The 20114-nt window shown below is 73.9% G+C and carries 22 protein-coding genes; 9 read left to right on the top strand and 13 right to left on the bottom strand.

From position 1 onward, the window contains the following. Positions 1-14 precede the first annotated feature (14 nt). Entirely contained in the window at positions 15-542 is a 528-nt protein-coding gene (locus tag ACIQVT_RS07390; protein ID WP_403748914.1) for a DUF6578 domain-containing protein, read from the bottom strand. 107 nt (positions 543-649) lie between these two features. Here ACIQVT_RS07390 and ACIQVT_RS07385 point away from each other — a divergent pair, with 107 nt between their 5' ends. Continuing rightward, positions 650-1450, top strand: coding sequence for a site-2 protease family protein (locus tag ACIQVT_RS07385; protein ID WP_403748910.1), 801 nt, complete (start codon positions 650-652; stop codon positions 1448-1450). Here ACIQVT_RS07385 and ACIQVT_RS07380 read toward each other — a convergent pair. From ACIQVT_RS07380 to ACIQVT_RS07370, 3 genes are read right to left on the bottom strand one after another with little or no spacing between them, the layout of a single operon-like run. Further along, positions 1440-1682, bottom strand: a complete 243-nt coding sequence (locus ACIQVT_RS07380; protein ID WP_403748907.1) for a hypothetical protein — start codon at positions 1680-1682, stop codon at positions 1440-1442. The genes ACIQVT_RS07385 and ACIQVT_RS07380 overlap by 11 nt on opposite strands. 13 nt (positions 1683-1695) lie before the next feature. Continuing rightward, positions 1696-2400, bottom strand: a complete 705-nt coding sequence (gene npdG / locus ACIQVT_RS07375; protein ID WP_403748904.1) for an NADPH-dependent F420 reductase — start codon at positions 2398-2400, stop codon at positions 1696-1698. 37 nt (positions 2401-2437) lie between these two features. Next, complete coding sequence (locus ACIQVT_RS07370) at positions 2438-3511, bottom strand: exo-alpha-sialidase (protein WP_403748901.1); 1074 nt, start codon at positions 3509-3511, stop codon at positions 2438-2440. Between the two features lie 108 nt (positions 3512-3619). Between ACIQVT_RS07370 and ACIQVT_RS07365 the strand changes: the two genes are divergently transcribed. After that, positions 3620-4222 carry a hypothetical protein gene (locus ACIQVT_RS07365; RefSeq protein ID WP_403748898.1) on the top strand — a complete coding sequence of 201 codons (603 nt, stop codon included), beginning with the start codon at positions 3620-3622 and terminating at the stop codon, positions 4220-4222. Between the two features lie 548 nt (positions 4223-4770). Here the strand turns inward: ACIQVT_RS07365 and ACIQVT_RS07360 are convergent. Continuing rightward, on the bottom strand, positions 4771-5004 hold the full coding sequence (locus tag ACIQVT_RS07360; protein WP_403748896.1) for a hypothetical protein: 234 nt from the start codon (positions 5002-5004) through the stop codon (positions 4771-4773). A gap of 58 nt (positions 5005-5062) precedes the next feature. On the opposite strand from ACIQVT_RS07360, the gene map reads away from it, so the two are divergent. Further along, positions 5063-5920, top strand: a complete 858-nt coding sequence (gene map / locus ACIQVT_RS07355) for a type I methionyl aminopeptidase (RefSeq protein WP_403748893.1) — start codon at positions 5063-5065, stop codon at positions 5918-5920. Between the two features lie 78 nt (positions 5921-5998). Here map and ACIQVT_RS07350 read toward each other — a convergent pair whose 3' ends face one another. Both ACIQVT_RS07350 and ACIQVT_RS07345 read right to left on the bottom strand, forming a co-directional pair. Continuing rightward, on the bottom strand, positions 5999-6196 hold the full coding sequence (locus ACIQVT_RS07350; protein WP_403748891.1) for a hypothetical protein: 198 nt from the start codon (positions 6194-6196) through the stop codon (positions 5999-6001). A gap of 115 nt (positions 6197-6311) precedes the next feature. Further along, entirely contained in the window at positions 6312-6971 is a 660-nt protein-coding gene (locus ACIQVT_RS07345) for a PhzF family phenazine biosynthesis protein (protein ID WP_403748889.1), read from the bottom strand. Positions 6972-7190: 219 nt separating this feature from the next. Here ACIQVT_RS07345 and efeO point away from each other — a divergent pair, with 219 nt between their 5' ends. Genes efeO through ACIQVT_RS07325 form a run of 4 tightly spaced genes read left to right on the top strand, consistent with a single transcriptional unit; the run spans position 7191 to position 11440 of the window. Beyond that, positions 7191-8336: an iron uptake system protein EfeO gene (gene efeO, locus ACIQVT_RS07340; protein ID WP_403748886.1), complete on the top strand. Its 1146-nt coding sequence runs from the start codon at positions 7191-7193 to the stop codon at positions 8334-8336. 16 nt (positions 8337-8352) lie between these two features. Beyond that, entirely contained in the window at positions 8353-9612 is a 1260-nt protein-coding gene (gene efeB, locus ACIQVT_RS07335) for an iron uptake transporter deferrochelatase/peroxidase subunit (protein ID WP_403748883.1), read from the top strand. 3 nt (positions 9613-9615) lie between these two features. Further along, positions 9616-10488: an iron uptake transporter permease EfeU gene (efeU, locus tag ACIQVT_RS07330; protein ID WP_403748881.1), complete on the top strand. Its 873-nt coding sequence runs from the start codon at positions 9616-9618 to the stop codon at positions 10486-10488. Continuing rightward, entirely contained in the window at positions 10448-11440 is a 993-nt protein-coding gene (locus ACIQVT_RS07325; protein ID WP_403748879.1) for a hypothetical protein, read from the top strand. The genes efeU and ACIQVT_RS07325 overlap by 41 nt, the downstream gene beginning before the upstream one ends. 112 nt (positions 11441-11552) lie before the next feature. On the opposite strand, the gene ACIQVT_RS07320 is transcribed toward ACIQVT_RS07325, so the two are convergent. From ACIQVT_RS07320 to ACIQVT_RS07305, 4 genes are all read right to left on the bottom strand, one after another. Beyond that, complete coding sequence (locus ACIQVT_RS07320; protein WP_403748877.1) at positions 11553-12290, bottom strand: bifunctional DNA primase/polymerase; 738 nt, start codon at positions 12288-12290, stop codon at positions 11553-11555. 158 nt (positions 12291-12448) lie between these two features. Further along, positions 12449-13450: a small ribosomal subunit Rsm22 family protein gene (locus tag ACIQVT_RS07315; RefSeq protein WP_403748874.1), complete on the bottom strand. Its 1002-nt coding sequence runs from the start codon at positions 13448-13450 to the stop codon at positions 12449-12451. Positions 13451-13664: 214 nt separating this feature from the next. Then, the gene (locus ACIQVT_RS07310; protein WP_403748871.1) at positions 13665-14834 is read right to left on the bottom strand and encodes a serine hydrolase domain-containing protein; all 1170 of its coding nucleotides are present in this window, start codon (positions 14832-14834) and stop codon (positions 13665-13667) included. Next, on the bottom strand, positions 14786-16075 hold the full coding sequence (locus tag ACIQVT_RS07305) for a multidrug effflux MFS transporter (protein WP_403748869.1): 1290 nt from the start codon (positions 16073-16075) through the stop codon (positions 14786-14788). The genes ACIQVT_RS07310 and ACIQVT_RS07305 overlap by 49 nt, the downstream gene beginning before the upstream one ends. An 87-nt stretch (positions 16076-16162) precedes the next feature. On the opposite strand from ACIQVT_RS07305, the gene ACIQVT_RS07300 reads away from it, so the two are divergent. Both ACIQVT_RS07300 and ACIQVT_RS07295 read left to right on the top strand, forming a co-directional pair. After that, complete coding sequence (locus ACIQVT_RS07300) at positions 16163-17224, top strand: Gfo/Idh/MocA family protein (RefSeq protein ID WP_403748867.1); 1062 nt, start codon at positions 16163-16165, stop codon at positions 17222-17224. Positions 17225-17280: 56 nt separating this feature from the next. Beyond that, on the top strand, positions 17281-18039 hold the full coding sequence (locus ACIQVT_RS07295) for an SDR family oxidoreductase (protein ID WP_403748865.1): 759 nt from the start codon (positions 17281-17283) through the stop codon (positions 18037-18039). Between the two features lie 321 nt (positions 18040-18360). Here the strand turns inward: ACIQVT_RS07295 and ACIQVT_RS07290 are convergent, their stop codons facing one another. Beyond that, positions 18361-19566, bottom strand: coding sequence for a D-alanyl-D-alanine carboxypeptidase family protein (locus tag ACIQVT_RS07290; protein WP_403748863.1), 1206 nt, complete (start codon positions 19564-19566; stop codon positions 18361-18363). Positions 19567-19765: 199 nt separating this feature from the next. After that, on the bottom strand, positions 19766-20092 hold the full coding sequence (locus ACIQVT_RS07285) for a nuclear transport factor 2 family protein (protein WP_403748861.1): 327 nt from the start codon (positions 20090-20092) through the stop codon (positions 19766-19768). Positions 20093-20114: the final 22 nt, after the last annotated feature.

Genomic DNA, 20114 nt, shown 5'->3' with positions numbered 1-20114 from the left:
TGTCCCCGCGGCGATCAGTGGCGGTCACCGGGTTCCTCCGGCGTGGTGCCGGACTCCTCGGCAGGGATGTCGCGGACCCCGGTGACGTCCAGCGTGACCAGGGCGCCCTGGGTGCGCCGGATGCGGTGGGGGCCCGGTCCCCGGCCCGGTTCCTCGCTCCGGAACCACTTCGGGCAGGCGGTGACGGGCTCCAGGGTCCACGCGCCGGGGACCGCTTCCATCTGGTACGGGGACGGCAGCAGCAGCGCCCCCTCGGACTCCGCGTCCGGGTCCGGCGCGCGGTCGAGCCGCTCCGCCGCGCGCGGGTCGGTGAGGACGACGTGCTCCTGGTGCACCAGCTCGATGGCGTGGACGCGGCCGAGAGTCTCCTGCCCGACGTCCGCGTGGTTCTCCACCCGGGCCCCGGCGCCGTACCCGGGGTCCTCGCCGCGCTCCCCGTCGCCGTGGACGGCCAGCGGCCAGGCCACCTCGTCCCCGACCGCGAACGGCGTGCCGCAGCACTCCATCTGCCAGTCCTCGTAGAACACCCTCGTAAGCGCCATTCCCCCACCTTCCAGGAACCGGACCGCGGGGGCGAGACGTTTTCCCCACGGGGCCGTGGCCGGTACGGTCGCCTGACCGACCGTCCCCGCACTCCAGGAGCGCGCCCATGACCACCGTCACCACCCGCCACGGCGAGCGCAGGGTCAGTCCCGTGTTCGTCGGGATCCTGGCCGTGACGGCGGTGACCGGCTGGGCGACCTGGACCGGGTTCGCCGCGCAGCCCGGCGTGGCGGTGTTCCTGTTCGTGACCGCCGCCTGGATCGTCTCCCTGTGCCTGCACGAGTACGCGCACGCCCGCACCGCCCTGCACAGCGGGGACATCACGGTCGGCGCGAAGGGCTACCTCACGCTCAACCCGCTGAAGTACACGCACGCGCTGCTCAGCATCGTGCTGCCCGTGGTGTTCGTGATCATGGGCGGGATCGGACTGCCGGGCGGCGCCGTGTTCATCGAGCGGGACCGGATCAAGGGGCGCTGGCGGCACAGCCTGATCTCGGCGGCCGGGCCGCTGACCAACGTGCTGTTCGCGGCCGTGTGCACGGCCCCGTTCTGGCTGCACGCCCTGGACGGCGTGCCCGGCGTGTTCCGGAACGCGCTGGCGTTCCTGGCGCTGCTCCAGGTGACCGCGGCGATCCTGAACTTCCTGCCGGTGCCGGGTCTGGACGGCTACGGCGTCATCGAGCCGTGGCTGTCCTACGGGGTCAAGCGGCAGGTCGAGCCGTTCGCGCCGTTCGGGCTGCTCTTCGTCTTCGCGGTGCTGTGGCTGCCGTCGGTCAACGGTGTGTTCTTCGACGTGGTCGACACGGTCCTGCGCGGCCTGGGCGTGGACGACTTCTCCCGGTACTGCGGCGAGTCGGTCTACCGCTTCTGGGAGGACAGCCCGGAGATCTGCTCGCTCAGCTCGTGACGGACGGGCCGTCGCCCCCGGCGGGCCGGCCGCGCTTCACGTAGTACCACGTCATGTTGGACGTCACACCGGCCAGCAGCACCCAGACGACACCCAGCCAGCTGCCCTGGACGAACGAGACGACCGCCGCGACCACGGCGAGGACGCAGACGACGAGGGGGTAGAGGGCGATGCGGGGCATGGGGCTCGGCTCCTTGCGGGGGACACTGCTTCGACGACCAGTGTCCCCCATGGCCCGCCCGGTCTCACACGTCGGTGACGCGGAGCCCGGCGTGCGCCTTGTAGCGGCGGTTGACGGAGATCAGGTTCGCGACCAGCGACTCGACCTGGTGGGCGTTGCGCAGCCGGCCGGCGAAGACACCGCGCATGCCGGGGATGCGCCCGGCCAGCGCCTGGACGATCTCCACGTCGGCGCGCTCCTCGCCGAGGACCATCACGTCGGTGTCGATCCGCTCGACCCCGGGGTCCTGGAGCAGGACGGCCGAGAGGTGGTGGAAGGCGGCGGTGACCCGGGAGTCCGGCAGCAGGGCGGCGGCCTGCTCGGCGGCGCTGCCCTCCTCGGGCTTGAGGGCGTAGGCGCCCTTCTTGTCGAAGCCGAGCGGGTTGACGCAGTCCACGACGAGCTTGCCGGCGAGTTCCTCGCGCAGCCCCTTCAGGGTGTCGCCGTGGCCGTCCCACGGCACGGCCACGATCACGATGTCGCTGCGGCGCGCGGTCTCGGCGTTGTCCGCGCCCTCGACGCCGTCGCCGAGCTCCGCGGCGGCGGCCTCGGCGCGGTCGGCGGACCGGGAGCCGATGATCACCTTCTGGCCGGCCCGGGCGAGCCGGTGGGCCAGGCCCTTGCCCTGCGGTCCGGTGCCGCCGAGCACGCCGACGACGTACCCGGAGACGTCGGGCAGGTCCCAGGGGTCCTTGGCGGGGGCCTTCTGTGCGCTGTCGGTAGAGGTCATGGCCCGACTCTACGTCCGTGCCCGGGCCCGCACCGGGTCAGGTCAGCCGCCGCACGGGGACCCGGCGGAAGGTGATCGTCTCGTAGGCGCCGAAGTCACCGGTCTCGTACAGGAGCCCGACCGTCCGCGGGTCGACGCGGACCAGGTCGGAGTAGGCGGCGGGCAGCCCGTCGACGGTGAACGCCGTGCGCCAGGTGGTGCCGCCGTCGGTGGATGCGCGCAACGTCATCAGGGCGCGGGCGGCCGGGTCGGCGGGGCCGGAGTAGAGCAGCAGGTCGGGGTCGCGGAGCTGGAGGACGGAGGCCTGGCAGACCGGCGCGGTCAGCCCGGCCTGCGGGCGGAACGGCTTGACCAGGGTGCGGCCGCCGTCCACGGAGTGGGCGTCGGCGCGGTTGCCGGGCGAGGGCGAGTCGTTGCGGGTGTTGAGGTAGACGCGGCCGTCGGGGAGTTCGGCGGCGGTGGTCTCGTTGGCGTTGACGTAGCCGTCGGTGTTCTCGTCCACGTAGCCGAGGTACCAGCTCGCGCCGCGGTCGTCGCTGAGCAGGCAGTGCCCGCTGTTGTACCGGGGCTCGGCGCCGGTGTCGGTGCCGGTGGGCGGCACGGTGTGGTTGGCGGGGACGAGGACGCGGCCGCCGCTCAGCTGGAGGCCGTGCCCGGGGGTGGTGGCGTACCAGCGCCAGCCCGGCTTCTTCACCCGCGCGGTGATCTCCGTCGGCGCGGACCAGGTGAGGCCGTCGTCGTCGCTGTGCCGCACCCACACGCGGCGCCCGTCGCTGTCCTTGACCTGTCCGCGCAGGATCGCGGCCTCGGTGGCCCCGGCCGCCGCGCGGACGTGCACGAGCAGGACGCGGCCGGTGTCGAGGACGACGGGGGCGGGGTTCCCGGCGAGGTCGCGGCCGTTGCCCGCCGCGACGGTGAGCGGCCCCCAGGTCCGGCCGCCGTCCGTGGACCGCCTCAGCACGATGTCGATGTCGCCGTGGTCGGCCGGGGAGTTCACCCGGCCCTCGCAGAACGCGAGCAGGGTGCCGGCCCGGGTGGCGACGACGGCCGGGATGCGGAAGGCGGCGTACCCGTCGTGGCCCGCGCGGAAGGGGACGGTCGCGTCGGTCATGGGCGGCTCCTCGCTCCTGGCGGCACGGACCCCCTCCCCTTCCCCGGTCGGGCGAATTCCGGGTGAACTCCGTGTCACGAACGGCCGGTTACGGCAGGATGCGGCCGCATGGACGCCGTACGGGTCGCGCTGCTGCGGGACGTGCTCGCCGGGACCGAGTGGCTGGGCGCCACCCGCCGCTTCGCGGGGGTGCTGCGCGGATCGGTGGTCGCGCGCGGGGGCGGGCTGCTGCTGGTGGGCGCCCCGGCGTACGAGCCGTGGCACCTGGCCGCGCACCTGGTGGACGAGGCCGCCTGGTCGGGCACGCCGGAGCTGGCCCCCACCCTCGTACGGCACCGGGTGCGCCCCGGCGATCCCGCACACCTGGCCGTCGGACCGGGCCGGATCACCGCGGCGCGGCGCGGTGACACCCTGCTGGTCGTGGCGCCCGAGGAGCCCGCGCCGCTGCTGGAGCGGGTGCACGACGCCCGGCGGGCCGGGGTGACGGTGCTGGCGCTGGGCGCGGGCGGCGGCGAGCTGGCCGCGATGGCGCACGACACGCTGGCGGTGCCGGAGGGGGCGGAACTGGACCTGGACAGCGTCCAGCACCTGGTCAGCGCGGCGGCCGGCGAGAACCCGACCGGCGACCGCCCACGGTCCCGCCGCCACCTGCGGGACCGCCTGTCCAGACTGGCAGAGACCCTGACAGCACCACCGCCGGCCCCTTGGTGAACGGGGGCGGACCGGGTCGGTGGGCCTCCCCCGGGCTGACAGACCCCCGGGGCCGACCGACCCCGTCCCGGTCGGGTCGCCCAGGAGGTCAGTTCAAGGGGGCCGGGCGACTCCGGTGGTCGGTCGCCTCCCGGGTGTCAGTCGCCCCGGGGATCAGTCCAGGGGGTCGGCCGAACCACTGGGTGAGTCAGCCCAGAAGGTCACGTGACCCCGGTGGCCAGGCGACCCAGGGGGTCAGCCGCCCCGAGGAGCCAGGCGGCCCCGGGGGCAGTCCAGAGGGGCGGGCGGCCCGGCGGGCCAGTCGACCCAAGGGGCACCGGGAGCCAGGGGGACAGTCGGCTCCGGTGATCAGTCGAGTTCAAGCGGTCAGGGGCCCGGAGATCAGTCAGCCCAGGAGGTCGCACATCTCCCCCGGGGAGGTCCGTCGCCCAGGGGGCGGTCAGCCCAGGGGGTTGGGCGGCCCGGGAAGTCAGTCGAGCCCGGTGGTCCGACGGCCCCGGGGACAGGCGGCCCCGAGAGAGGCGGGCTCGGGGGCAGTCGGCCTGGGGTCAGTCGGTCCCGGGGTCCGTGTCGGTCGCCTTGTCGTGCCAGCGTGGGTCGTTCTCCCACTGGAGGTTGCGCTCGCGCGCGGCCTCCATCGCGTGGCCGGCCTCCTGGGCGGACGCGTAGGGACCGAAGCGGTCCTTGCCCGGGCAGTCCGGGCCCTCCTCGACCTTCTGGTGCTCCAGGCAGTAGTACCACTCGCCCGGCTTGCCGGCGGTGCGCTTCTTGAACAGGGCCATCGACAGCTCCTCTCGCCACCGTCATGTTCCCCCATGTCGGCTCGATAGACTCGCCGGTATGTCTGGCCAGTCGCTGCTCGTACCAGGGGAGCTGTCCCCCATCCGTCCGGTCCCCGGAAACATCCGCCGCCCCGAGTACGTCGGCAAGCCCGCGCCGGCGCCGTACACGGGCCCGGAGGTGCAGACGCCGGAGACCGTCGAGGCCATGCGGACCGCCGGCCGGATCGCCGCCCGGGCGATGGCGGAGGCCGCGAAGATCATCGCGCCGGGGGTGACCACCGACCGGCTCGACAAGGTCGCCCACGAGTACATGTGCGACCACGGGGCCTACCCGTCCACGCTGGGCTACCGCGGTTTCCCCAAGTCGCTGTGCACCTCGGTCAACGAGGTCATCTGTCACGGCATCCCGGACTCGACGGTCCTCAAGGACGGCGACATCGTCAACCTCGACGTGACGGCGTACATCGGCGGGGTGCACGGCGACAACAACGCCACCTACCTCGTCGGTGACGTGGACGAGGAGTCGCGGCTGCTGGTGGAGCGGACGCGGGAGTCCCTGGAGCGCGCGATCAAGGCCGTCCGGCCGGGCCGGCAGATCAACATCATCGGCCGGGTCATCGAGTCGTACGCCAAGCGCTTCGGCTACGGCGTCGTCCGGGACTTCACCGGACACGGCATCAGCTCCGCCTTCCACTCCGGTCTGATCGTCCCGCACTACGACAGCCCGCACGCGACGACGGTGATGCGGCCCGGGATGACCTTCACCATCGAGCCGATGCTGACCCTCGGGACGCACGAGTACGACATGTGGGACGACGGCTGGACGGTCGTGACGAAGGACCGCAGGCGGACCGCGCAGTTCGAGCACACGCTCGTGGTGACGGAGACCGGCGCGGACATCCTGACCCTGCCTTAGCGCCGCACCGACGGGCCGGGACGGGACGGGGCGGACGACCGGGTCCCCCGCCGCGTGCGGGAGGGGACCCGGGTCGGCTCAGCGCAGGTAGTCCCTACAGTGGGCACCGGACCAGGACGCGTGGTTGTAGAGCGAGTTGAGTTCGCCCGCGTACGGGCTGCACACGGCGTCGTCGTCGTCCCGGGTGTCGTTGCCGTAGGCGCTGGCCGACGTGGCGCCGGCGGCGGCCAGGGCGACGGCGACGGCAGCCGTGGCCAGGACTGATCTGATGCGCATGGTGCTCCTCTCGGAGGGGCTGAGTGGTCACGCCCAGAGGTCCCCGTTCGTCATCGTGCGCACACGCGGATCCACTCGAACGGGGGCGGGTACGGCCACCCGGACGCGCGGCTCGTCAGCGTTCGAGGTGCACCCGGCCGCCGATCTCGGTCCAGCCGTGCGGCTGCGGCGCGGTGAGGAGCTGCGAACCGGCGCCCTGGGCGATGTTCAGGGCCCGGCCCAGCAGGTCGGTGAGCAGCAGCGCGGCGGCGCCCGTCGCCTCGTCCTCCGCGGGGTCGTCCTCCACCCCCTCCTCGACTCCCGGGAAGCCCCGGGCGCGCACCCGGCCGGCCGCCTCGTCCTCCCAGGCCCAGGCGTAGAGCCCGGCCCCCGGTGGCGCCTGCGGGGCGAGCGCGTCGACCTCGGCGGCGCCGGCGCACCGGCGCAGGGTGTGCGGCGGGGCCCACTCGGCGCGGGCCTCGATCCAGCTGAACTCGCCGTCCAGCCGGGCCCCGACCACCCCGGCGGGCGTGACCAGTTCCGGCACGTCGAGCAGCCAGGCGGCGCCGACGCAGGCGTGCACGGCGAAGGGCCGGCGCCGGGCGGGGGTGTAGAGGTCGATCACCCCGCGCTCGGGATCGTCCACGAACACGGTGGTGGAGAAGCCGAGCTTGGCGGCGAGGGCCTGCCGCTCGTCGCGCTCCGGCGTGCGCGAGCCGTCCCGGACGACACCCAGCTCCTTGCCGTAGCCGCCGTACGGCCCGCAGAAGACCCGGAGTACGTCGTATGCAGTCACCGGGAGATTAGATCACCGTGTCCGGGCGGACCACGTCCCCGGCCCGGCCCTCGCTTGACCGTCGGTTGACCGGCTGGTGGCAGGGTGTTGGGGCCCTCGGGAGCGGGACATGAAGGTGATCTTCCGGTGAGAGGTGAATCACGACCCGCACGGTTCTGGGTCAGGTAAGCCTCATGTAAGTTAGGGCAGCCTCACCAATTAGATCCGCTGGGAGCCCGCATGCGAGCCGTCCGACTGACCGTCACCGCCGCCGCCACCGCGGCCGCCCTGACCGCCCTCTCGGCCTGCACCGCGAAGAGCGACGCCAAGGACGGGGACGCCATCCGGGTCACGGCCGCCGACTCCACCTGCGAGACCTCCGCCAAGTCCGTCCCGGCCGGCCAGGTGACGCTGAAGATCGAGAACAAGGGCTCCCAGGCCACCGAGGTCGAGATCCTCTTCCCGGACGACCGCATCGTCTCCGAGAAGGAGAACATCGGACCGGGCACCCGCTACACGCTCACCGCCGAGGTGAAGGCCGGATCGTACGAGGTCGCCTGCCGGCCGGGCATGAAGGGCCACGGCGTCCGGCAGAAGCTCACCGTCACCGGTGGCGGCGGCAGCGCGCGGCGCGACCCCAAGCTGGACACGGCGGTCGCCGAGTACCGGCGCTACGCCCAGGACCAGGCCGACCAGACGCTGCCGAAGGCCGAGGCCTTCGTGAAGGCCGTCAAGGCCGGCGACCTGGACGCCGCCAAGAAGGCCTACGCCCTGTCCCGCCTCGGCTGGGAGCGCACCGAACCGGTCGCCGAGTCCTTCGGCGACATCGACCCGAAGGTCGACGTCCGCGAGGACGGCCTGGAGGCCGGCCAGAAGTGGACCGGCTGGCACCGGCTGGAGAAGGCCCTCTGGCACGACAAGAAGATCGGTGCCGAGGAGAAGGCCCTCGCCGGCCGCCTGCTGACGGACCTCGAGGACTGGCGGCAGCGGGTCGGCAAGGCCGAGATCACCCCGACGTCCATGGCCAACGGCGCCAAGGAGCTGCTGGACGAGGTCGCCACCGGCAAGGTCACCGGCGAGGAGGACCGCTACGCCCACACCGACCTCGTCGACTTCAAGGGCAACGTCGAGGGCGCCCAGAAGGCGTACGAGCTGCTGAAGCCGGTCGCCGCGCACAACGACCCGGCGCTCACCGGTGAACTGGACAAGCAGTTCAAGACCCTCGACGCGCTGCTGGACACCTACCGCAAGGATCCGGCGCAGAAGACGGGGTACGACTTCATCTCCTACGACAAGGTCACCAAGGACCGCCGCAAGGAGCTGTCGGACGCGGTCAACGCGCTCGCCGAGCCGCTGTCCAAGCTCGCCGCCGCGGTCGTGAAGTAAGCAGAGGGGCAGGGCGATGACCGAGACCCAGGGGAGCACTCCGTCGCGTCGCGCGCTGATCGGCTGGGGCGGGGCCGGGCTCGCGCTCGGTGCCGCCGCGGCCGGCGGCACCGTGGCGATGACCAGGGCGGGCGAGGACGTGGACCCGGTGGCCGCCGAGACCGGCGGAGCCGTGGAGTTCCACGGCGTCCACCAGGCCGGCATCGCCACCCCGGTGCAGGACCGGCTGCACTTCGCCGCGTTCGACGTGAAGACCGACGACCGCGACGCGTTCGTGCAGATGCTGAAGGACTGGACGGCGGCGGCCCGGCGGATGACCGCGGGCAAGGCGGTCGGCGAGGGCGCCTACGGCGGGCTCGCCGAGGCCCCGCCGGACGACACCGGTGAGGCGCTCGGGCTCAAGCCGTCCCGGCTGACGCTGACCATCGGGTTCGGGCCCTCCCTCTTCGACCGGTTCGGGCTGAAGGACCGGCGCCCCGAGGCCCTGGCCGACCTGCCCGCCTTCCCCGGCGACAACCTCGACCGGTCCCGCACCGGCGGCGACCTGTGCGTCCAGGCCTGCGCCGACGACCCGCAGGTCGCCGTGCACGCCATCCGCAACCTCGCCCGCATCGGCTTCGGCAAGGTCGCCATCCGCTGGTCGCAGCTGGGCTTCGGCAAGACCTCCTCGACCACCCCGGGCGCGCAGACCCCCCGCAATCTGATGGGCTTCAAGGACGGCACCCGCAACATCGCGGGCACCGAGACCGACCGGCTGAAGAAGTTCGTGTGGGTCGGCGACGGCGACGGGGACGCGCGCACGGACTGGATGACCGGCGGCTCCTACCTGGTCGCCCGGCGCATCCGCATGAACATCGAGACCTGGGACCGCAGTTCCCTCCAGGAGCAGGAGGACGTGTTCGGCCGGGACAAGCGCGAGGGCGCCCCCGTCGGCAAGGCCCACGAGCACGACGCGCCGTTCCTGAAGGCGATGAAACCCGACGCGCACGTGCGGCTCGCCCACCCCGACTCCAACAACGGGGTCACCATCCTGCGCCGGGGCTACTCCTTCACCGACGGCACCGACGGCCTCGGCCGCCTCGACGCCGGCCTGTTCTTCCTCGCCTACCAGCGGGACGTGCGCAAGGGCTTCATCCCGCTCCAGCGCAAACTGTCGGCGCACGACGCGCTCAACGAGTACATCCAGCACGTGGGTTCGGCGGTCTTCGCGGTGCCCCCCGGCGTCCGGGACTCGGGCGACTGGTGGGGCCGCACGCTGTTCTCGAAGGAGGCGTAGCCCGTGTTCTCCAACTACCTGATCGGCCTGCGCGAGGGACTCGAGGCGTCGCTCGTCGTCTGCATCCTGATCGCCTACCTGGTCAAGACCGGCCGCCGGGACGCCCTGAAGCCCATCTGGATCGGCATCGCCATCGCGATCGCCATCGCCATGGGTTTCGGCTCCGCCCTGGAGTTCGGCTCCCAGGAACTGACGTTCCAGGCGCAGGAGGCGCTCGGCGGCTCCCTGTCGATCGTCGCCGTGGGCCTGGTGACCTGGATGGTGTTCTGGATGCGGCGCACCGCCCGGCACCTGAGGTCGGAGCTGCACGGCAGGCTGGACGCGGCCCTCGCCCTCGGCACCGGCGCGCTCGTCGCCACCGCGTTCCTCGCGGTCGGCCGGGAGGGCCTGGAGACCGCGCTGTTCGTGTGGGCGTCGGTGCACGCCGCCTCCGACGGCACCCCGCGCCCGCTGGTCGGCGTCGCCCTCGGCCTGGCCACGGCCGTCCTCCTGGGCTGGCTGTTCTACCGTGGCGCCCTGAAGATCAACCTGGCGAAGTTCTTCACCTGGACCGGCGGCATGCTCGTCGTCGTCGCGGCGGGCGTACTGGCCTACGGCTTCCACGACCTCCAGGAGGCCGACTGGGTCCCGGGCCTGACCCACCTGGCGTTCGACATCAGCGACACCGTCCCGCCGGACAGCTGGTACGGCACCCTGCTCAAGGGCGTGTTCAACTTCCAGCCCGACCCGACGGTCGTCCAGGTCACGGTGTGGGCGCTGTATCTGGTCCCGGTGCTCGGGCTGTTCCTCTCCCCGGTAGGGTTCGCCTCCGGGAAGGGGAAGGTGAAGCAGCCGGATGACCAGGGAACGCAGCCGTCGACGGCTCCGCAGGCGTGACCGGAACGCACTCATAGCGGCCTCGCTGACCGCCATGTCGGTGACGGCGAGCGGCTGTGTGGTGGTGCACGGGGAGCGTGTGGTGCTCCCGGCCGCCACCCGTACCGAGGCCGCCAGGGCGCTGACCGCGTTCACCGACGCCTACAACAAGGCCGACAAGGCCTACGACAGCTCCCTGGACGCCCCCCACGTCACCGGCGCCGTCGCCGACATCGACGCCGCCCGGCTGAAGGCCGGACACACCGTCAGCCCGGCCGGGAACGCCCGGCACGCCCCGCTGACGCTGACCGACGTCACGTACACGATCCCGAAGAAGGCCGGCTGGCCGCGCTGGTTCGTCGCCGACGCCAAGGGCAACAAGGGCGGCGACGACCGCTGGGTGCTGGTCTTCACCCGCCACGGCCAGGGCGAGCGCTGGCAGGTGGCCTACCTGACGCTGATGGCGCCCGGCACCGTGCCGAAGTTCCGCACGGACGACGACGGCTGGGCCGAGGCCGTACCGGCAGCCTCCGGCGGACTCGCCGTCCGGCCGGACGCGCTGAGCGCCTCGTACACGGCGTACCTCAAGAACGGCGGCGGCACGTTCGCGGACGGCCGTGACACCAGCGTGCTGCGCGCGGGCCGCAAGAAGGCGGCCGAGAAGCCCGGCCTGGTCCGCCAGTTCATCGACGAGCCGGTCGGCCGCGGCGACTACGCCCCGCTCGCGCTGCGCACCGCGGACGGCGGGGCGCTGGTGTTCTTCACCACCCGCCACTTCGAGAAGCGGACCGCCTACCCGGGCGCGACCGTGCCCAATCCCGGGCAGGACGTCCGGGCCCTCGTCAAGGGCGAGGTGAGGCAGTCGCTGACGCTGGAGTCGATGGCCGACGAGGCGGCGCTGGACCCGGCCGGCGGCGGGCCGGTGCGCATCCTGGGCCGCGTGCAGGGCCTGACGGGCGGCCAGGGCTCCTGAGGCCGGGGATGTCGGAGACCTGAGGCGGGCGGTGGCGTGCGGCCCCTGGTGTCGGACTTCTGAGGCCGGCGGTGTCGGACTTCTGGGCGGCCGTGGGACGCGGGCGGCGGTGTCAGTGGCGCGGCGGCCAGGCCGCGGCCGGGTGGGCGGGCTCCTCGGCCGCGTACCGGGCGCACGCGTCGGTGAGGACCTCCAACAGGGTCAGCGGGTCGGGCAGCGCCTGCTCCGGGCCCCGCACCCAACGCACCCGCCGGTCGTCACCGGGGAGCCGGGCGGGCGGCACGAGCACGTACGAGCCGCGGCAGTGCCAGCGCAGGCCCGGGTGCTCGTCCATGGTCTCGGGGTGGCAGTCCAGCTCGCACGGCCACCACTCGTCCTCGTCCTCGGGAGTGCCCCGGGTGAGGGTGAAGAACAGCATGCGGCCGTCGTCGCTCTCCGCGACCGGGCCGACCTCCACACCGGCGCCGAGCAGCCGGTCCAGCGCCTCGCGGCCGGCCTCCAGGGGCACGTCCAGCACGTCGTGCACCATGCCGGTGGCGGTGATGAAGTTGGCCTGCGGCTGGTGCCGGGCCCAGCGCTCGATCTGGCCGCGCTCGGTGGTCGACTGGGTCTGCCAGGCGAACGACACGGGGTGCCGGGCCGGGGTGGGACAGCCGACGCGGTCGCAGGAACAGCGGTAGCCGGGCGCGGGGTGCGCGGCCGGGGCCAGCGGCAGACCCGCTCCGGCGGCGGCGAGCAGCAGCGCCTCACGGCCGTCGTCGCCGGCCGCGGCTCCCTTCGGGCGGCGTCCCGGCAGCCACCGGGAGAGTTTGCCCTGGAGACCGGTCCGGCCGCCGAACGTCGCGCTCATCTGTCCCCTCGCCTCGCTGTGTGCGGACAGCATCCCTCACCGCCCTATCTTCCCTCCGCCGCGGGGGCGCCGGGGACGGTTCCGGCGCAACCGGGCGAGACAACCCTCACAGCCGCTGTACGGGACGGTTCCCGGAGCCGGGGTGGGCGGGCGGTGGGCTACGGCACGGAGCCGTCCGGCGGCCACGCGTCGCCCCAGCCGGTGTCCCGGGCCGCCCGGTACAGGTCGCCGTGGCGCTTGGTGACCGTCGTACGGTCCAGCCGCTCGTCGGCCTCGCACAGGTCCAGCAGCACCTGGCCCTTGCGGATCTGCGGGCGCCGGACCACCCGGGCGGGTGCCGGTGCGACGGGCAGCCGGGTGGCGGCGACGTAGGAGAACTTCTCGTCCTCGTACGCCAGCGAACCGCCCTTGACCTGGCGGTGCAGGGAGGAACGGCCGACCCGGGCGGAGAAGTGGCACCAGTCGGTGCCGGGGGCGATCGGGCAGGCGGCGCTGTGCGGGCAGGGCGCGGCGACCGAGAACCCGGCCCGCACCAGCCGGTCCCGGGCCTCGATGACCCGCTCGTACCCCGCCGGGGTGCCCGCCTCGACGATCACCACGGCCCGGGCGGCGCGCGCGGCGGCGTCGACGAGGGCGGCCCGGTCGGGTGCGGCGAGCTCGTTGAGCACGTACGACACCGTCACCAGGTCGGTGTCGTCCAGGGTGAGGCCGGCGTCGATCCGGGCGCGCTGCCAGCGGGCGTCCGCCAGGGCCGGGTTCGCGGCGGCCAGCTCCCGGCCGAGGGCGAGCGCGGGCTCGGCCCAGTCCAGCACGGTCACCGGGCGGGTGCCGTCCCAGGTGGCGGTGACCGCCCAGGTCGCGGCGCCGGTGCCGCCGCCGACGTCCACGTGCCCGGCGGGCGTCCAGTCCGGCACGGCGTCGGCGAACGCCGCCAGCGCCGAGCGGACCGCCTCGAAGGTGGCCGGCATCCGGTAGGCGGCGTACGCGGCGACGTCGGCGCGGTCGCGGAGGATCGGTGCGTGGGTGGGGGTGTCGCCGCGGTAATTGGCGATCAGCCGCTCCACGGCTCCGGCGACCCGCGACGGCGGCAACCCGGCCAGCAGCCCGGCAAGGGCCCCACGCAGGCTCTCGCCCGGGGACAGGGATACGGGGTGGTTCACCACCCGATTGTACGAGGCCCGCACCTGGGGGACGCGAGAGCCGGGGGCGGGGGCCGGGCCGGTGACGGGGGCGGTGGGCGGCGTGGCGGACCAGGCAGGCGATGCCCTCGCCTGGTGGTCGCCACCGGGACGGTAAGTGGGGCAACAGGTCGCGGCCGGCCGGCCGCGTCCGTGGGCGGCCCGGTCGGGACCGGGCCGGCGGTGTCGGGGTGGGTCAGATGACCGCGCGGGCCAGGCGGGTCGCCAGGGCCGCTCTCGGGGCGCTGTCCGGCGGGCGACGGCGGGGGTGGACCGTGTTGGCCAGCAGGACGAGGAAGGTGTCCGTCGCCGGGTCCAGGACCAGGGAGGTTCCGGTGAAGCCGGTGTGGCCCGCGGCGCCGTGGCCCGCCAGTTCACCCATGAACCACGGCTGGTCCAGGGCGAAGCCCAGCCCGGGCGGCGTGAACAGCAGCTCCACGAAGTCGGGCCCGAGGATGCGCGCGGGGCCGTAGGAGCCGCCGGCGAGCAGCGCGCGGCAGAAGACGGCCAGGTCGGGCGCGGTGGAGAAGAGGCCGGCGTGGCCGGCGACCCCGCCGAGCGCCCAGGCGTTCTCGTCGTGGACCACGCCGCGCAGCATGCCCCGGTCGGCCTTGGCCCAGGGCCGCCGCTGGTCCTCGGTGGCGGCGGCGCCGGGGCAGGGCCCGAAGGCGGTGGCGGTCATGCCGAGCGGCCGGGTGATGCCCTCGTGGACGAGGACGTCGAGGGTGCGGCCGGTGATGCGTTCCAGGACGAACTGGAGCAGGAGCATGTTGAGGTCGGAGTACCGGTAGGTGCCCGGTTCCGCCGTGGGGGCCGTGTTGCGCAGCAGGGCGAGGCGGGCCCGCTCGTCCGGGCAGTCGTACAGCGGGAGCTCGGGCCGCAGCCCGGAGGTGTGGGTGAGCAGCTGGCGCACGGTGACGCCGTAGGCGGCGGCTCCGGTGAACTCGGGCAGGTAGGCGCCGACCCGGGCGTCCATGCCGAGGGTGCCGCGTTCGATCTGCTGCACCGCGGCGACGGAGGTGAACAGCTTGGTGAGGGAGGCGAGGTCGAAGGGGGTGTCGACGGTGACCGGCACCCGGGAGTGGGCCGGCAGCGCGACAGCGTTGTCGGTCTTCGGGTCGTGGGCGCTGTAGCGCACCGCCCAGCCCGCGGCCTCGGCGACGGCGACCACGGGTCCGCGTCCGGCCACCACGACGGCACCGGCCGCCCAGGGGCGGACGCCGGTGGTGAGGGCGTGTACGTCGTCGGTCAGACGCTCGAGTTCCCTGGGGTCGAGACCGGCCCGCTCGGGCGTGCCGGTACGCAGTCTCGGTGCGCTCAGTTGTCGTCTCCCTCCGGACCCGTACGAGTGTTCCAGGGACGGCACATTCCCACGAAGCAGGCCGCGGCGACCAGAGCGCCCGCCAGTTGGACGATCGCCATGGGCACGGCGGTGTGTTCCCCGGCGACGCCGACGAGCGGGGAGGCCACCGCGCCGACGAGGAAGGAGGTGGTGCCGAGCAGCGCCGAGGCGGAGCCGGCGGCGTGCCGGGTGCGCAGCAGGGCGAGGGACTGGGCGTTGGGCAGGGTGATGCCCATGGCCGACATGAGGACGAACAGGGCGACGGAGACGGGCGCCAGACCGACCTCGCCGAAGGCGCCGGCGGCCATGAGGAGCAGGGCGGTCGCGGCGAGCACGATGACGGCGAGGCCGGTCGCGAGGACCTTGTCCAGGCTGACCCGGCCCACCAGGACCTTGCCGTTGATCTGGCCCGCGATCATCAGGCCGACCGAGTTGACGCCGAACAGCAGGCTGAAGGTCTGCGGGGAGGCGCCGTAGATCTCCTGGATGACGAACGGCGAGGCCGATATGTAGGCGAACAGGGCGGCGAAGGCGAATCCGCCGGCCAGGGTGTAGCCGGTGAAGGGCAGGTCGGCGAGGAGGCCGCGCATGGCGCCGAGGGCCTGGCGGACGCCGCCGCCGTGGCGCTCGGCGGGCGGCAGCGTCTCGGGCAGCCGCCACCGGACGACGGCGGCGAGCAGGACGCCGACGACCGTGAGGACGACGAACACGCCCCGCCAGTCGGTGACCCGCAGGATCTGCCCGCCGATCAGCGGCGCCACGATCGGGGCGACCCCGGAGATCAGCATCAGGGTGGAGAAGAAGCGGGCCATGGCCACGCCGTCGTACAGGTCGCGTACGACGGCCCGCGCGATGACGATGCCGGCCGCGCCCGCGAGGCCCTGGGCCAGCCGGAAGGCGACCAGGGTCTCGACGTTCGGGGCGAAGGCGCACAGGGCGGTGGCGAGGATGTACACGGCGAGGCCGGCCAGGAGCGGGCGGCGCCGGCCCCAGCGGTCGCTCATCGGGCCGACGATCAGCTGGCCGACCGCCATGCCGGCCAGGCAGGCGGTGAGGGTGAGCTGGACGGTGGCGGCGGGGGCGTGCAGGGAGCGGGTGACCTCCGGCAGCGACGGGAGGTACATGTCCATGGCGAGCGGGGGCGTGGCGGTGAGGCCGCCCAGGACGAGGGTGACGAGCAGACCGGTCCGGCGGTCGGCGGGCGGGCTCTGCGCGGTGGACGCCTGCTCCGTCCCGGGTGTCTGTGCCGGTGCGTGCTCGGGCATGTGTCCCTCCCTCTCGTACTGGACCGGCACCTATGCTCTCAGCTCGTACACACTGCCGAGGTACACACGAGCGAGGGCGGGGCGGGGATGGCGGAGCGGGGCGTGCGGTGGGGGATCCTGGCGACCGGCGGGATCGCGGCGGCGTTCGCGTCGGACCTGACCGCCGAGAAGGGCGATGATCCCGAGGGACCGGCGGCGGAGATCGTGGCGGTGGCGTCGCGACGGCCCGAGTCCGCGCGGGCGTTCGCCGACCGGTTCGGGGTGGCGCGCGCGTACGGCGACTGGGAGTCGCTGGCGGCGGACGAGGACGTCGACGTCGTGTACGTCGCCACCCCGCACACCGCGCACCGGGCGGCGGCCGGCCTGTGCCTGACGGCGGGACGGAACGTGCTGTGCGAGAAGCCGTTCACGCTGAACCTGCGGGAGGCGGAGGAACTCGTCGCGCTGGCGCGGGAGCACGACCGCTTCCTGATGGAGGCGATGTGGATGTACTGCAACCCGCTGGTGCGGCGGCTGAAGGCGCTGGTGGACGACGGCGCGATCGGCGAGGTGCGCACCGTGCAGGCGGACTTCGGGCTGGCCGGCCCGTTCGCCGCGGACCACCGGCTGCGGAACCCGGCACTGGGCGGCGGGGCGCTGCTGGACCTGGGTGTGTACCCGGTGTCCTTCGCGCAGCTGCTGCTGGGCGAGCCGGACGGGGTCGCCGCGAGCGCGGTGCTGTCCCCGGAGGGCGTCGACCTCCAGACCGGGGCCGTGCTGTCCTGGAACAGCGGCGCGCTGGCCTCGCTGCACTGCTCCATCGACGGCGCCACGGCGGCCACCGCCTCGGTCACCGGCTCCCGCGGGCGGATCGACGTGCCGTCCGGCTTCTTCCACCCGGACCGGTTCGTGCTGCACCGGGAGGGCCGGGACCCCGAGGAGTTCACGGCGGACCCGGCGGACGGGCCGCGCGAGAGCATGCGGCACGAGGCGCGGGAGGTCATGCGGGCGCTGCGGGCGGGCGAGAAGGAGTCGCCGCTGGTGCCGCTGGAGGGCACGCTCGCGGTGATGCGCACGCTGGACGCGGTGCGGGAGCGGACCGGGGTGCGGTACCCGGGGGAGAGCGGGCCCCGGCGTCGGGACGGACAGGCCGCCGGCACCCTCGGGTAACCGTATGGCGGACACCTGATTCCGTATGACGGATGCGCCGCCTAGGCTGCGGAGCCATGACCGACAGGGGATCGAAGATCGCGGTGGTGACCGGGGCGGGCTCCGGCATCGGCCGGGCCGTCGCCGTGGAGCTGGCGCGCCACGGCTGGTCGGTGGCGCTCGCCGGCCGCCGCGCCGGCACGCTGGCGCAGACCGCGGCGTCGGCGCCGCAGGGCACGACGCTCGCCGTGCCCACCGACGTGTCCCGGCCCGAGGACGTGGACGCGCTGTTCGCGGCGGTGGTGGAGCGGTTCGGGCGGATCGACCTGCTCTTCAACAACGCGGGGACCTTCGGGCCCGGCGGGGTCCCGGTCGAGGACCTGCCGTACGACGCCTGGCGGCACGTGGTGGACACCAACCTCAACGGCGCGTTCCTGTGCGCGCAGGCCGCCTACCGGCGGATGAAGGAACAGGACCCGCGGGGCGGCCGGATCATCAACAACGGCTCCGTCTCGGCCCACACGCCGCGCCCGCACTCGGTCGCCTACACCGCGACGAAACACGCGCTGACCGGGCTGACCAGATCGCTGTCGCTGGACGGGCGGCCCTACCGCATCGCGGTCGGGCAGATCGACATCGGCAACGCGGCGACCGACATGACGGCCCGGATGCGGACCGGCGCGCTCCAGGCGAACGGGGAGACGGCACCGGAACCGGTGATGGACGTGGCCGACGTGGCGCGCACGGTACGGCACATGGCGGAGCTGCCGCTGGAGGCGAACGTGCAGTTCGCGACGGTGCTGGCGACCGGGATGCCGTACATCGGGCGCGGCTGAACCCGGTCCCGGTACCCGTCGGCACGGCCGCACCACCCCTGGGGAGAACCGGAATTTGAACATCCGCGCTATTGCGGCCGGTCACGCGCGTGTGCTCAACTTTTCTCCACCCGAGCTTCACAGTTGACGCACCGACGGCCCGCGGCCACTCCCAGGGGGGAAGGCGGCGGCCGTTCCACCGGACCGGAGTGGGGGCGGGCCCCGCGGCCTGCCGCGGGGCACACACCGGCGAGTGGAACGACCGCCGCGCACAGGCGCGCGGGCCGAACGCCCCCGCCCCACGCCGTCACACGCGGTCAGGGAGATGCTGACCGCGTCTCCTCAGCTCCGGTGCCGGCCCCTCGGCCCGCTCCCGTCGCCGTCGCGGACCTCGCCGGCCCCGCCGGTCGCCGCCGGCCGTGCCCGGCGGCGGCGCAGGGCCCAGGCGCCGGCGCCCAGCAGCGCGGCCACTCCGGCCGAGCCCGCCACCGGCCCCCACTCCGAGCCGCCCGCGGACCCCGACGCCGGCGCGCCGGCCGCCGCCCGGGCCGGCCTGCGCGCGGGCGGCGGACCGGCCTTCACCCCGCCCTCACTGAGCGGTGCCGCGAGCAGGCCCACCGACTGCGCCGAACGTCCGTGGCCGAAGCCCCAGTCGAGCAGCGCGGCGGTCTCCTCGTAGACGGCGTTGCCGCCGGCCCCGGGATGCATCACGGTGACCAGCAGGGTGCGCCCGCCCCGGGTGGCGGCGCCGGTGAAGGTGTTGCCGGCGTGGCTGGTGTAGCCGTTCTTCACGCCGATCAGCCCGTCGTACGTCTTCAGGCCCCACGCCCCGGTCAGCAGGCGGTCGGTGTTCTGGATCTGGAAGGTCTTCTTGCCGCCCGCCGGGAAGTCGGCGGTCCGGGTGCCGCAGTAGCGGCGGAACGCGGGGTCCTTCAGACCGTGGCGGGCGAAGAGCGTGAGGTCGTACGCCGAGGAGAGCTGACCCTTGTGGTCGAAGCCGTCGGGGCTGACCACATGGGTGTCCATGGCCTGGAGGTCCGCGGCCCTGGCCTGCATCTGGGCGACCGTCCGGGCGATGCCGCCGTTCAGGTGGGACAGCACGTGCACGGCGTCGTTGCCGGAGCGCAGGAACACGCCCTGCCACAACTGGTCGACGGTGTAGGTGATGCCGGGCTTGACGCCGACGAGGCTGGAGCCGGCCGGGACGTCGGCGAGGTCGGCGTCGGTGACCCGGTACCGCTCGCCCGGGTCCAGCCGCTTCAGCACGGTGTCCGCGAACAGCATCTTCAGGGTGGACGCGGGCGGGAGGCGGCGGTGCGCGCCGAACGAGGCGAGGACCTCGCCGCTGTCGAGGTCGGCGACCAGCCACGAGCGGGCGGTGAGCTTCGCGGGCAGCCCGGAGGCGCCGCTCACCTGGACGCCGGGGCGGGCCAGCCGCTCACCACCGACGACGGTCGAGGCGGCGGCCGGGGAGGCCGTGGAAAGGGGGAGGGCGGCGGCCGTCAGCCCGAGGACGGCACGTCGGCTGAGCCGGGAACATTCACGCACCCGGGGACCGTACACCGCACCCGGCGCGGGTCCGGCGCACGGGAGGGCCGGGGGACCGGAGAACCAACCACCGGGAGGAAGCCCGGCGGGTCACCGCCGCCGGACGGAGCACACCGCCGCCGGACGGGGCACACTGTCGCCGGAAGGGGCACCGCGGCCGCGCGGCACCGGCGCGCGGCGCCCGGTGCGCGGGCGCCGTTCAGGCCTGCCCGGTCTCGAACCGGGAGATCCGCCCGTCGTCCGCGACCGTGAAGACCCACCGGGTGCGCATCTCGCCCCAGGTGTCGTTGCGGTAGCGGGCGAGGACGGTCCGGCCGCCGTCCGACTCGTTGTCGACCTCGAGGTGCCCGTGGGAGGAGAAGATCTCCCGGTCGGTCCACTCGGCGAGGTCACGGTCGGAGCCGTCGTCGCACATGGTCGCGCCGGGCGCCAGGAGCGACATGAAGCCCTCCAAGTCGTGGGAGTTGACGGCGTGCACGAAAGCCCTGACGGACGGGTCGCTGAGCCGGGTCGGCTGAATCGTCATGGCGTCAGGCTCACACCGCTCC

The sequence above is a fragment of the Streptomyces sp. NPDC100445 genome (assembly GCF_044759735.1).
Classification (GTDB): domain Bacteria; phylum Actinomycetota; class Actinomycetes; order Streptomycetales; family Streptomycetaceae; genus Streptomyces.
This window is presented reverse-complemented; position numbering and strand designations above follow the sequence as displayed.

Bases quoted from the DNA above. Each gene is read 5' to 3' on its own strand.
- ACIQVT_RS07300 (WP_403748867.1), top strand. From the start codon at position 16,163: ATGGCGGAGCGGGGCGTGCGGTGGGGGATCCTGGCGACCGGCGGGATC.
- ACIQVT_RS07295 (WP_403748865.1), top strand. From the start codon at position 17,281: ATGACCGACAGGGGATCGAAGATCGCGGTGGTGACCGGGGCGGGCTCC.
- ACIQVT_RS07325 (WP_403748879.1), top strand. From the start codon at position 10,448: ATGACCAGGGAACGCAGCCGTCGACGGCTCCGCAGGCGTGACCGGAAC.
- ACIQVT_RS07350 (WP_403748891.1), bottom strand. From the start codon at position 6,196: ATGCGCATCAGATCAGTCCTGGCCACGGCTGCCGTCGCCGTCGCCCTG.
- ACIQVT_RS07305 (WP_403748869.1), bottom strand. From the start codon at position 16,075: ATGCCCGAGCACGCACCGGCACAGACACCCGGGACGGAGCAGGCGTCC.
- map (WP_403748893.1), top strand. From the start codon at position 5,063: ATGTCTGGCCAGTCGCTGCTCGTACCAGGGGAGCTGTCCCCCATCCGT.
- ACIQVT_RS07390 (WP_403748914.1), bottom strand. From the start codon at position 542: ATGGCGCTTACGAGGGTGTTCTACGAGGACTGGCAGATGGAGTGCTGC.
- efeO (WP_403748886.1), top strand. From the start codon at position 7,191: ATGCGAGCCGTCCGACTGACCGTCACCGCCGCCGCCACCGCGGCCGCC.
- ACIQVT_RS07365 (WP_403748898.1), top strand. From the start codon at position 3,620: ATGGACGCCGTACGGGTCGCGCTGCTGCGGGACGTGCTCGCCGGGACC.
- ACIQVT_RS07385 (WP_403748910.1), top strand. From the start codon at position 650: ATGACCACCGTCACCACCCGCCACGGCGAGCGCAGGGTCAGTCCCGTG.
- ACIQVT_RS07380 (WP_403748907.1), bottom strand. From the start codon at position 1,682: ATGGGGGACACTGGTCGTCGAAGCAGTGTCCCCCGCAAGGAGCCGAGC.
- efeB (WP_403748883.1), top strand. From the start codon at position 8,353: ATGACCGAGACCCAGGGGAGCACTCCGTCGCGTCGCGCGCTGATCGGC.
- ACIQVT_RS07370 (WP_403748901.1), bottom strand. From the start codon at position 3,511: ATGACCGACGCGACCGTCCCCTTCCGCGCGGGCCACGACGGGTACGCC.
- ACIQVT_RS07360 (WP_403748896.1), bottom strand. From the start codon at position 5,004: ATGGCCCTGTTCAAGAAGCGCACCGCCGGCAAGCCGGGCGAGTGGTAC.
- ACIQVT_RS07320 (WP_403748877.1), bottom strand. From the start codon at position 12,290: ATGAGCGCGACGTTCGGCGGCCGGACCGGTCTCCAGGGCAAACTCTCC.
- ACIQVT_RS07285 (WP_403748861.1), bottom strand. From the start codon at position 20,092: ATGACGATTCAGCCGACCCGGCTCAGCGACCCGTCCGTCAGGGCTTTC.
- npdG (WP_403748904.1), bottom strand. From the start codon at position 2,400: ATGACCTCTACCGACAGCGCACAGAAGGCCCCCGCCAAGGACCCCTGG.